This is a genomic window from Amycolatopsis sp. NPDC050768, assembly GCF_040654155.1.
Lineage (GTDB): Bacteria > Actinomycetota > Actinomycetes > Mycobacteriales > Pseudonocardiaceae > Amycolatopsis.
In genome coordinates this window covers 132,284-143,593 of sequence record NZ_JBFAHL010000012.1, presented here as the reverse complement: position 1 = coordinate 143,593, position 11,310 = coordinate 132,284, and the positions used below count along the sequence as shown (strand labels likewise).

Annotated in this window: 9 protein-coding genes and 1 pseudogene; 5 read left to right on the top strand and 5 right to left on the bottom strand. The window is 70.0% G+C overall.

Annotation, left to right across the window (positions count from 1 at the left end; translation table 11 throughout):
• Nucleotides 1-26 precede the first annotated feature (26 nt).
• The 3 genes from AB0H62_RS31545 to AB0H62_RS31535 all read right to left on the bottom strand — a co-directional run bounded on the left by AB0H62_RS31545 (nt 27) and on the right by AB0H62_RS31535 (nt 6,630).
• Nucleotides 27-2,822 carry a glycoside hydrolase family 2 TIM barrel-domain containing protein gene (locus tag AB0H62_RS31545; RefSeq protein ID WP_360590070.1) on the bottom strand — a complete coding sequence of 932 codons (2,796 nt, stop codon included), beginning with the start codon at nt 2,820-2,822 and terminating at the stop codon, nt 27-29.
• Nucleotides 2,823-3,391: 569 nt separating this feature from the next.
• The gene (locus AB0H62_RS31540; protein ID WP_360590068.1) at nt 3,392-5,884 is read right to left on the bottom strand and encodes an FtsX-like permease family protein; all 2,493 of its coding nucleotides are present in this window, start codon (nt 5,882-5,884) and stop codon (nt 3,392-3,394) included.
• Nucleotides 5,884-6,630: an ABC transporter ATP-binding protein gene (locus tag AB0H62_RS31535; RefSeq protein ID WP_360590067.1), complete on the bottom strand. Its 747-nt coding sequence runs from the start codon at nt 6,628-6,630 to the stop codon at nt 5,884-5,886. Before AB0H62_RS31535 ends, AB0H62_RS31540 begins: the two co-directional genes overlap by 1 nt.
• A 134-nt stretch (nt 6,631-6,764) precedes the next feature.
• Between AB0H62_RS31535 and AB0H62_RS31530 the strand changes: the two genes are divergently transcribed.
• From AB0H62_RS31530 to AB0H62_RS31520, 3 genes are all read left to right on the top strand, one after another.
• A complete protein-coding gene (locus AB0H62_RS31530; protein WP_220239817.1) occupies nt 6,765-7,457 on the top strand; it encodes a response regulator transcription factor in 693 nt (230 codons plus the stop codon).
• Nucleotides 7,450-8,916 (top strand): ATP-binding protein, encoded by a 1,467-nt coding sequence (locus tag AB0H62_RS31525; protein WP_220239818.1) that lies wholly within the window; start codon nt 7,450-7,452, stop codon nt 8,914-8,916. The genes AB0H62_RS31530 and AB0H62_RS31525 overlap by 8 nt, the downstream gene beginning before the upstream one ends.
• Nucleotides 8,917-9,092: 176 nt before the next feature.
• Nucleotides 9,093-9,341, top strand: coding sequence for a hypothetical protein (locus AB0H62_RS31520; RefSeq protein WP_266118412.1), 249 nt, complete (start codon nt 9,093-9,095; stop codon nt 9,339-9,341).
• 18 nt (nt 9,342-9,359) lie between these two features.
• Here AB0H62_RS31520 and AB0H62_RS31515 read toward each other — a convergent pair whose 3' ends face one another.
• The gene (locus AB0H62_RS31515; protein ID WP_360590064.1) at nt 9,360-10,439 is read right to left on the bottom strand and encodes a hypothetical protein; all 1,080 of its coding nucleotides are present in this window, start codon (nt 10,437-10,439) and stop codon (nt 9,360-9,362) included.
• Between the two features lie 343 nt (nt 10,440-10,782).
• Here AB0H62_RS31515 and AB0H62_RS31510 point away from each other — a divergent pair, with 343 nt between their 5' ends.
• On the top strand, nt 10,783-10,983 hold the full coding sequence (locus AB0H62_RS31510; RefSeq protein ID WP_220239821.1) for a hypothetical protein: 201 nt from the start codon (nt 10,783-10,785) through the stop codon (nt 10,981-10,983).
• A 14-nt stretch (nt 10,984-10,997) separates the two neighbouring features.
• On the opposite strand, the gene AB0H62_RS31505 is transcribed toward AB0H62_RS31510, so the two are convergent.
• Complete coding sequence (locus AB0H62_RS31505; RefSeq protein ID WP_220239822.1) at nt 10,998-11,213, bottom strand: hypothetical protein; 216 nt, start codon at nt 11,211-11,213, stop codon at nt 10,998-11,000.
• Here AB0H62_RS31505 and AB0H62_RS31500 point away from each other — a divergent pair.
• Nucleotides 11,173-11,298, top strand: a pseudogene (locus tag AB0H62_RS31500) (HNH endonuclease); the annotation flags it as partial. The gene AB0H62_RS31505 and the pseudogene AB0H62_RS31500 sit on opposite strands and share 41 nt — an antisense overlap.
• Nucleotides 11,299-11,310 lie beyond the last annotated feature (12 nt).

Below are 11,310 nucleotides of genomic sequence, written 5' to 3'. Positions count from 1 at the left end.
CGCCCACCACCGGGACCGTCGGACGGTTACCGGCCGAAGGTGTTCTTCGACGGGTGGGTAGACAACGCCGCCTGGTTGAAGGTGACTGCCACGCCGTGGCCCCGCAGCCGCGAGGCGCGCTGGTCGATCTTCCAGCCGTCGACCCGAACGCCGACGGTCCGGTGCTGGGTCTGCTCGTCGGTCAGCCGCACCCGCACGGACCTCGACTCGCGGCCCGCCAGGTTCAGGTAGTTGTCGCTGAAGGTGGCCGGGAGCACGCGTTCGCCGGTCCGGGTGTCGTACACCTGGAGGTGCACCATCAGCGCCACGGCTTCGCCGATGTTCTCGACCTCCACCGTCAGCTCGAGGCCGTCGCGCCCGTGGTCCGCGTCGGCCGTGACGGAGACGGCGGCGGCGGGGGCGTCGTCCAGGCTCGTGAATCCCGCGGGCCGGGCCGGGTTCTCGAGCCAGTAGAAGTTGCGGACCAGTTCCGCGCCGCGCGAATCCTCGAACACGAGCCGGACGAAGGCGATGTCGGAGGGCGTGCCCTTGAGCTGCTCGGCGATGCCGCCGATCACGGTGTGGTCGGACGCCGCCGCCCCGCCGACGCGCAAGGACGTGCTCGCGAACTCCGCGCCGGTCAAGTCGTAGAGAGTCGCGGCGACGGTGCCCTTCACCGCCGTCCGGGTGTGGTTGGCCACCACGACGTCGAGGGTCTGGCTGTCGAGGATCACGTTGACCCTGCGGCACGCGTGCTGCACCGCGTAGAACGACGAGTGCGCCTCGAGGTCGTGGCTGTACATCTGCCAGACGAAGCTGGGCTGCGCCGGGTTGGTCATCCACATGATGACGCCGGTGCGCGGGTACGGCTTGCCCGGCGCGGCACTGGCCATGTTCGCGGCGTGCGCCTCGTAGATCGCCTTGATGCACTCGTAGTTCATCAGCTGGGACTTGCGGGCGAAGTCCGGGAGGTTGCGCAGTTCGCCGTAGCGCTGGGCGGTGAGCTGGAGGTACCCCGCGCCGCCGCCGTTGCCGCCGTTGCCGTTGACGTCGCGATCGGCCCAGAAGTCGTCCGGGTGCTCCCACGACGCTTCGGGGAGCATCTTCTTGATGAACTCCAGCGTCGGGATCGAGTACGAGCCCACCTCATTGTGGAACGGCGGCCAGCGCGTGCCGTCGTTGAGGGAGAAGTGGGTGCTCGGCGTGACCCAGTGGTACGGCCCGCCCGAGCTGTACCCGCCGATGGGGTCCTTGCCGGTGTCGCCGGCCGAGCTGGTCAGCGAGGCGCGCTGGGGGTCCAGCTCGGCGACCAGCGCGTCCAGGCCGTCGATGAGCGGCTGCGGCGGCGGGCCTTCGTTGCCCCCGCACCACAGCAGGATCGACGGGTGGTTGCGGAACCGCACGATGCAGTCGCGGATGTTGTCCAGGTCGCGGGCGAAGTTCTCCGGCGGCGGGCCTTCGGTCGAGCAGAAGAAGTCCTGCCAGACGAGGATGCCGAACTCGTCGCACGCGTCGAAGAAATCTTCCGTGCTGCTCTGGCCGTTCCAGTTGCGGATCAGGTTGAGGTTGGCGTCGCGGTGCAGCCGCACCTGATCGCGCAGGCGTTCGCGCGGGATGCGCTTGAGTGCTTCGTCCAGGCCCCAGTTGCCGCCCATCACCATGATCGGCTGGTTGTTGACGGTGATCGCCAGGCAGTCGGCCGGCGAACCGGACGGTGACTGGATCGGCTTGGTGTACTCGATCCGCCGGACGCCGAAGTCCACCGTCCGCTCGTCGTGGACCTGACCACCGGCCTCGACGGCGATCGTCAGCCGGTAGCGGTGGGGGTCGCCGTACCCGTTGGGCCACCACAGCTTCGGGCGGCTCAACCGCAGCGCCGCGATGTCCTTCGACGTCAGCGTGACCGAGGACGCGCCGGCCGCCGCGGTCACGGTCTTTTCGAAGTCGCGACCGTCGAGGGATCCCTTCACCACCACGGTTTTCGACGTGCCGAAGGCGCTGTCGAGGCCGAGGTCGATCGTGATGTCGGCCGTGCCCAGGTCGGCCGAGAGAGTGGGGTCCACGCGCACGTCGGTCAGCCGGACCGGGCCGGTGGTGGACCAGGTGACCGGCTGCCAGATGCCGAGGTCCCGGTCGGGGATGGTGGGCAGCCAATCCCAGCCCGCCGCGCAGAAGAATGTCGGCCCGTTCTCCAAGGTGATCCCGGTTTTGCCGCCGTTGCGCCCGCCGCGGGTCACGCCGCTGGCGTAGCTCGGCAACGACGGCTGTTCGGAGTGGTCCAGCTTGCCGACGAGCACCGCGAGGTGCGCCGTGCCGTCCGCCTTCGCGACGATGTCCGTGACGTCGAAGACGCCGCGCTTGAACGCGCCCTCGACGGTGCCGACCTCGGCGCCGTCGAGCCAGATGGTGCCGAGGTAGTTGATGCCGTCGAACTGGAGCCAGAACCGCTGGCCCGGCACCAGCCGTGGCACGGGGAACGCGACCCGGTACCAGTAGCCGGTGTCCTTGAACGTGTCCGGGACCGTGTCGGTCACGATGTGGCCGTAGAGCGGATCGGGGTACTCGCCGTTCGCGATCATGCTGGTGAGCGGTGTTCCCGGCACCACGGCCGGCTTCAACCCGGCGACTTGCCGCCCGCTGGCCAGCTGCGCCCCGGTCACCGTCGTACCGTCGGCCGCCGCGAAGCTCCAGCCGCCGGTGATCTCACGCCCGTCGACGCGGAACGGATGGCCGCCCGCGGTCGCGCCGGGGACCGCACCGGCGACGCCGCTCAACCCGAACGCCCCGAGCACACCCCCACCGGCGACGGCGATTCCACCGGACAGGAAACGTCTGCGATTCACCTGGGTCACGTCGCTCCCGATGCGTTGTGTTGACAACGTTGTCAGTCGTGTTGCGAATTCCATCGTCGACAGACGGTGGTCTTCTGTCAACCGACCTTGGGAGGGTTGTGGGCGTTCGACTGGTAGTCTACGCAAACTGCCGCCGTGCAGGTGGGATTCATGCTCTGCTTGCTCGGCGGGGGCCTTTCCTGCCAGGGTAAGCGCGACATTGTTCGGGATTTCGACGCATTATCTCCGCTTGGTTTTCGTGTGGTGATCCGCGCCGATTGAGCGTGGGGGCAGGGTGTTTACGGTTACCCAAGGCCGTGTGGTGTTTCTATGGTTTCCGGTCATGATCTTGAAGATCGTCCGACAGGCCGTTGGCTTTGGCGCCGGCGAAGAGGTGCGCCGCGTGTAGTGGCCCGCGGCGGTGAAACCTCCGTGTCCGGCGCCGTGGACTGCGTGTCGTTCGCCGGATCTCCCTTATCGGACACGGGGAACCCGCCGGCGGGCCGATTTTCATGGGCGGCGCCTTCCCGATTTGCCGCCGGCGGGCGTAAAAAACGGACGTTCTCAGTGGACAGCGAAGGTCACTGCTCGGCCATCCCGGCGATGAGCGAGCCCCGGGCGGCGCGCCGGGCCGGCAGTGCCGCTGCGATCGGGGCCGCGAGCACGGCGGCGGCCAGCAGCACCGCGAGGCGGGCCCAGGGCAGCGTGAAGAGCACGGGCTCGGCGTCGGTCGAGGCCACGCGGGCGATCAGCCACGCCGAGCCGATCCCGAGCAGCAGGCCGCAGGCCGCGCCGAACACGGCGACGAACACCGACTCGGCTGCCAGTGCCGCACGCAGGCCGCCCCTCGTCAGGCCGAGAGCCCGCAGCAGGGCCGATTCGCGCGTGCGTTCGAGGACCGAGAGCGACAGCGTGTTGGCGATTCCGGCGAACGCGATCAGCACGGCGAGCGCGGTCAGCGCCCACAGCAGGTCGAGCGTGCTGCGCAACGGCGCCGACAGCTGGTCTTCCAGGTCCGCGACCGTGTTCAGCTTCGCCAGCGGAGTCGGTTCCAGCGCCCGATCCAGCGCGGTCCCGACCTGGTCGGCGTCGGCGTCCGGAGCGAGTTTCACCAGCACACTGCCGTCGTGTTCGCTGTCCGGCATCGCGATCTTCGGCAGCTCACCCAGGTCGACGAGCGCGAGGCCGAGGTCGGCGCCCGGCGCGTCGACGCTGTCGTAAACGGCCACGACCCGCAGCGACGACCCCGAAGCCGTGCGCACGGTCGCGCCCGCCGCCAGCCCGGTCTCTTCGGACAGCTGCCGGCTCACGGCCAGCTCGCCCGGGCCGAGCCGGTCGAGTGCACCGGAGACGACCACCGGCCGCAGCAGCGTGCCGAGCGAGTCGCCGCGCACGGCGGTCATGCCGTAGCCACCGAGCGAGCCGAGGTCGCCCGTGAACTCGGTGACCGACGTCGTGGCCGCGACCCCCGGCACCGCCGCGAGCGTCGCAGGCAGGGTCGCGGGCAGTCCTTGCCCGTTGACCACCGACGTCACCGTGAACTCCGCTCGCAGCTGCTCCTCCACGCCTTGGCCGCGGCCGGCCTCGACGCCCGCGGTCACCGTGGTCACGAGCGCGACGACGGCCAGCCCGATGGTCAGCGCCGCAGCGGTTGCGGCCGTCCGACGGGGGTTGCGATCGGCGTTGAGTGCCGCGAGCTTCGCCGGCTCACCCAGCACCGGAGAGGTGACGGCGCCCAGCGCTCGCACGGCGGGTCCGGCCAGCAGTGGCCCGACCGCGAGCAGCGCGCCGAGCAACGCGACCATCGCGGCGACGGCCAGCACCGCGCCGTCCTGGGCCTCCGCCGCGAGCGCGGCCACCGCCGCCCCGATTCCGGCCACGAACAGCACGGCCGCGACGATCGCTCGGGGCCGTCCCGCGCGGGCCTGACGCCCTTCGACCGGCTTTCGCAACGCCGCCACGGGCGCCACCCGCGTCGCGGCCCGAGCCGGGGGCACGGCCGCCAGCACCGTGACCAGCACGCCGACGACGAGCGCCAGCACCGCCGTCCGCGCGGTGAGCGGGACGTACACCGGCGCCCCGGGCGAGCCTGTGATCACCTGCAGTGCGGCGGCCACCCCGAGTCCGCCGAACAGGCCCACGACGGACGCCACCACCCCGACCACGGCCGCTTCGGCCAGCACCGCGCCGAAGACCTGCCGCTTCCCGGCGCCCACGCACCTCAGCAGCGCCAGCTCGTTCGCACGCTGCGCGACCAGGATGGTGAACGCGTTGGCGATCACCATCGCGGCTACGACCATCGCCAGCACGGCGAACGCGGTGAAGAACTTCGTGAGCTCCGCCGAATCGGGCGCGGTCGTGCTCAGCAGTTCGGCGCCGGCTTTGCTGCCGGTGGTCACAGAGATCCCGTTGCCACCGACCGCCTGGTCGAGGTCGGCGACGAGTTGAGACGGGGCGACCCCCTGCGCCGCCCGCACCACAATCTCGTCGAACTCCGCGCCGGGTGCCACCTGGCGCAGCCCCTCGGGTGTCAGGACCAGGTCGTCGGCCCCGATCCCGGCGTCCGTCGGCCGGCTGAAGGTGCCGACGAGCGTGTAGGCGTGTTCTTTGCCCCGCTGATCGAACAGCGTTACCTGCTGCCCGAGCGAGAAGTCTTGGGCGGTGGTTTCTTCCATCGCGAGCTCGCCGGGCTGCTGAGGGAACCGGCCACCGGCCAGGTCGAACGGCCGCAACGCGGCGTCGGCGGGCAGCGCGGTGGCGGCCGCGTCGGTCGCGTGCCCGGAGGCGTCGCGGATCGGCGCGCTCACGGTGACGCGGCCCTCCGCCGCTGCGACGCCAGGCGCTGCGCGCACCTTCGCGAGCAGCGCGTCGTCCAGGGCCGCGCCGCGGGTCTGGCTGACGACAGCGTCGACCCCGCGCAGGTGGAAGGACACCGCGTCGCGGAGCCCGGCTCCGACAGCCCCGGACAGGATGAACGAACCGGACACGAACGCCACGCCGAGGGCGATCGCGACGGCTGAGAGCAGCAGGCGCAGGGGCCGGGCCCGGACCCCCGCGGCGATGACGCGCAGCATCACGCCCCCAGGCCGGTCAGGGCGGCCAGCACGGAGTCGGCCGTCGGACGGGGAACGTGGGCGGCGACGCGACCGTCCGCCAGCAGCACGCCGTGGTCGGTGTAGGAGGCAGCGACGGGATCGTGCGTCACCATCACCACCGTCTGGCCCAGCTCGCGCACCGACGCGCGCAGGAAACCGAGCACCTCGGCACCAGAGCGCGAGTCGAGGTTGCCCGTGGGCTCGTCGGCGAACACGACCTGCGGCCGCCCGATCAGCGCCCGCGCGCACGCCACGCGCTGTTGCTGGCCGCCGGACAGTTCCCCAGGGTGGTGGCGCAGGCGTTGCCGCAGGCCGAGCGCGTCGACGACCACACGCAACCACGCCGGGTCGGGCTTGCGGCCGGCCAGGCGCAGGCCGAGCAGGATGTTCTCCTCGGCCGTCATGGTCGGCAGCAGGTTGAACGACTGGAACACGAACCCGACGTGGTCGCGGCGCAGCCGGGTGAGCGCCGAGTCGGAGAGCCCGGTGAGCTCGGTCCGTCCGATCCGGACGCTGCCGGCGTCCACGGTGTCCAGTCCGGCGAGACAATGCATCAGCGTGGATTTGCCGGAGCCCGACGGCCCGAGCACGGAGGTGAACCGCCGCGCCGGGAAGTCGAGGGTCACGTGGTCCAAGGCCCGCACCGCTGTGTCGCCGCGTCCGTGGATCTTGACGACCTGCCGCACTCCCGCTGCGACGGGACTATCCACTGTGTCTGGTTGCATCCGCTCTCTCCCCGGCCTCGTCGCGCCGCACTCGGCGCCTCGGCACGAGCTTGGCGAGGCCGTGCTGAAGCGGTCCTGAAGAACCCTGAAGATCGCTTCAGGTACCCGCGCGGGCTTCTGGGAAGATCGGGTTCATGAGGGTGCTCGTGGTCGAGGACGAGAAGCGGTTGGCCGAGACGCTGCGGTGGGGGCTCGAGGCCGACGGGTACGCCGTGGACCTCGCCCACGATGGCGAGACGGGGCTGGAATGGGGGCAGCTGCACCCGTACCAGGTGATCGTGCTGGACATCATGCTGCCGAAGCTCAACGGCTACCGGGTGTGCGCCGCGCTGCGCGAGCGCGGGGTGACGACGCCGATCCTGATGCTGACGGCCAAGAACGGCGAGTACGACGAGGCTGAGGCCCTCGACACGGGCGCAGACGACTTCCTGAGCAAACCGTTCTCCTACGTGGTGCTGACCGCCCGGCTGCGCGCGCTGGTCCGCCGCGGCCGGGCGGGCGCGGCGGCGACGCTGACGTTCGGCGACCTGGTGCTCGATCCCGCGAAACGCACGTGCCGGCGCGGCGGCACGCCGGTCACGTTGACCACGAAGGAGTTCGCCGTGCTCGAATGCCTGCTGCGCCACGACGGGCACGTGGTGGCCAAGCACGAGATCCTCGGGCAGGTGTGGGACGTCGCGTACGAGGGAGATCCGAACATCGTCGAGGTCTACGTGAGCGCGTTGCGGCGCAAGCTGGACGCGCCGTTCGGGCGGCGCACGATCGCCACCGTGCGCGGCGTGGGGTACCGGCTGGTCGCCGACGGACCCGGCGCGTCGCATGAGTAGGTGGTGGCCCGAGTCCGTGCGGCGGAGCACGGCGCTCGCGGCGGTGCTGCTCAGCGTGCTGGTGTTCGGGCTGGGCTGGTGGGGGATCCGCCAGTTCGTCGCGACGCAGCTGTCGCGCAACGCCGTGCAGGCGACCCGGGCGCAGCTCGAGCGCGTCGCCGACGCGTACCACCTGGGCGTGATCGACTCGGCGGCGCTCAACGGCGACGCGATGTTCGAGGTGGTCGCCGACGACGGCCGGGCCGTGGTCCACAGTGGCAACCTGACCCGGCTGGATCCCGCTTGGCGGCCGCTGCCGCCGGCCCCTCGCGCCGCGCCGCACGGGTGGACGACCACCACGACCGCCGCGCTGCACCCGGGCACCCACCCGCAGTGGCGCGAGTACCGCACCTACACCGTGGTGGGCACGGTCGTCGACGATGTGCCGGCCGCCCTGGTGGAACCGCTCGGCCGTGAAGGATCCACTGTGGACACCGGCTTGTCGCGTGCCGCCTCGAGCACGCACTACCGGTTGACGCTCTACCTGTTCGTGCTCCCGTGGGACACGCTCTCCACACTGACGCTGTTCGACGACACTCTCGAGGTGTTCGTGCCGCTGGCCGTGCTCCTCACGGCGCTCGTCGCTTGGTTCGCCGCCGGGCGCGCGCTGCGGCCCGTGGAGGCGATCCGCGGCGAGCTCGCCGAAGTGAGCGGCAGCCAGCTCGGCCGCCGCGTCCCGGTGCCGCGCTCGCGTGACGAGATCGCACGCCTGGCGCACACGACCAACGCCACGCTCGACCGCCTGCAGCACGCCCACGAGCAACAGGAACGATTTGTCGCCGACGCGAGCCACGAGCTGCGCAGCCCCCTGGCGAACCTGCGGACCGGCCTGGAGGTCGCCCTCGCACACCCGGAGCGCGCCGACTGGCCTGCCGTCGCCGAACGCTCGTTGCTCGACGTCCGGCGCCTGCACCGCATCACGGCCGACCTTTTACAGCTCGCCGTCGACCCCGGTCGCCTCGCGTCGGTGGAGGTCGACCTGGCGGACGTGGTGCGTGAGCAGGTCGCCGAACGTTCGGCCGCGCCCGGCCGCCCGGCAGTGCGATCCTTTGTGGACGGTCCCGCGCGAGTGCTCGGTGAACCCGTGCAACTCGAACGCCTGCTACGCAACCTCCTCGACAACGCCGTCCGCCACGCGACCTCCGCCGTGACCGTCACCGTGGGTCGCGACGGCACCTCTGTGGTGCTGGAGGTGCTCGACGACGGCCCCGGCATTCCGCCGGCCGATCGGGAACGCGTCTTCGACCGCTTCGCCCGCCTCGACGACGCCCGCACCCGCGACGCCGGTGGCTCCGGCTTGGGCCTCACGCTGGCACGGGAAATCGCCCGCCGCCACGGCGGTTCCCTGGTGGTGGCCGACTCGGAAACCGGCGCCCGCCTGGTCGCGCGACTGCCTGCGGCGGGACAGCACGTTGATTGAAACCGACCGTTGCCGCGCCGCCGGTCCGACCAAAAGGGTGGACCGGTGGCAGGCCGACCACGGCAGGAGCATCCAGGTCATTACCGCCCCGACGGATGGCCACAGTATGCCGGATAGATGAGCTGGCGGGCTTCGCCTCGGCCGGTCGGACGTGGGGCTGGCCGTGTGCCTGGCCGATGGGCGACATCGACGCGATTCCCTTCGAGGACCGCAACGCACTCGTGCAGTGTCTGCTCAACCCGGCCTGGCGCGCGCGAATCCCGGACGGGGACAAATACGTGCGGCAAGCCGTGGCGGAGTTCCGAGCGGCCATGGCCGCACACGTGTCCGATTCGTCCTCGAAGTCGGTGGTGAAGCGGCTCAACGCCGAATCTCCGTTGTTCACGTCCCTGGTCAGCCAAGTCCGCGCGAGATCCCGTCTATGAGACGCCGACCCCAGCGGGTCAAGCGGTCTGACTGCTCTCTTCTGCGGATTCGGCTGTGTTGGACTCGTGTGCTTGTCGCAGTACCGAAGCGGCCACCATGACGGCGATCACAGCGTTCTCGGGGGTGTACTGGACCGACCCGACCGCGTGTGCGGTGGCATGCCGGTTGAAGCTGCTGGGAAGGGGTTCTGTCGTTCCGTCGAAGTTGGTCAGCGCCTCGAGCACAGGCCAGTGAGTGACCGCCCACGAAAGCAGCGAGAGCGGGGCGGACTCGATCGTCTGCCGCACCTTGGCGTAGTACCTGCTCTTGACAGGTTTCTCAACCGCAGACCGGAGAAGAGTGTCCAGCAGATTCGCGCTCAGCGCGTGGGCCGCGGCGGCATGGCCGGCATCAAGGGCATCGATGGCTTGGTGAAGGAAGCCGGCGTGCTCAGCGAACGCGCCTACGTGAGTGCACGCCACGGCGGCGCGGCAATCATCCAGGAGGTCCTGTGCGTGGGCCAGGATCACGCGGCTTCGTTGTCCCTCGTCAACGGCGAGTAACTCCGAAAGGATCGCAGCGCGGGGTACCCACGTGATCGGGATACCCGCCTGTGCCAGTTCCAGCAGTGAAGGAATTTGGTCGTCGCGAAGGTCCACCCAGTTGTCTGGCGCGCCATCGCGGAGAACCTCGATGCGCAGCGTTCCGATCGACTCGAAAACCTCGCTGACCCGTTCCGTGAACGGCTTCAGCCATGCATCGAAGTTCGAGAACCGAAATTGCTGGCCGAAGTCGATCGCCGGAATGTTGATCGTCGGACCCCAGTCGACGCCTCGTGCGACCGTACGCAGCTGCTCTTGGATCTGTCGGTTCTGCTCAGCCAGGGCCTCGGCCACCGACTGCGCCGCACGCACAGCGGACGTGTTGAGCTGCAGGTTTTCAGTGATGGCACGCTGGTTTTCGCCGATGGCACGCTGGATCGCAGCGCCGATCTGCGCGGCGTCGGTGGCGGAGAATTGCGGCATCAGTCGTCGCCCTGGGGCGCCTGCGGCGGGATGGTCTGACTCCGGATTCGTGGCGTCGGGCCGGCCGTCTTCCGGGTTGTCTTCATTCGCCACCGGCAATCTCCGATCTCTACGCTCGCAAGCCCTGCTGTCGTTCACGGAAGCGTGTTCTGTGAACAATCACGAGTCGTGGCCGGCGGATGGTTCGTTACCGACCAGCCCGGACTACCCCGGTGTCGCAGGTGACCGGAGCGGAGTCGCGGCGGTCGTTGCAAGGTGCTTACGAGCGGGTTGCTGTCGGAAATCGACGTTCTCGGCCCACCCGCCGGATCGACGTGATCCCACACGGGCGCGGCCGTACGTAATTTTTGGGTAGTACTTCCGAAGCGAACCCCGAGGTCCGCGGGCCACGGTAAAGGGGTAGGAAGCACCAGCGCACGAGGAAGGAAGATCGACGGTGCGCAACACCTTGAGTGAACTTGGCGCGCTGCACCTGACCCGCCCGGGTGCCGGCGCCGCACCGGGCATGTGGGCCGCCTGGCACGAGCGCCGCGCGCTCGTGCTGGACGCCCTGGCCGCCGAAGGCAGCGCGCTGGCATCTGATGCCGCCGCTGTGGCGCACCGCAAGGCAGCCGCACTTTTGAAAGCGGCCGGCTGAACACCGCGCCAGGTTCAGTGAATCGACTGGGCGTCCGGGTCGCGGCCGTAGCCGCGCTGTTTGTGCAGGTCGGCCTGGGATTTGTGCTCGCTCAGCCCGGCACAGAACGCCGTGGGGTGGTAGTAGCGCGTGAACCACACCGACGCGTACACCAGCAGCGCGAATGACATCGAGTGGGCCTCGGCGACGCCCCAGGAGTGGAAGCCGCCGCTCGTGGCTATTTGGTGCACCTACGCGACCGCCTGGGTCACGCGAAGCACCCAGTACGGCCTCACGAGCACCACCTCCGAGAAGACCGCGCTGAACATCATGCTCGACCACGGCCCG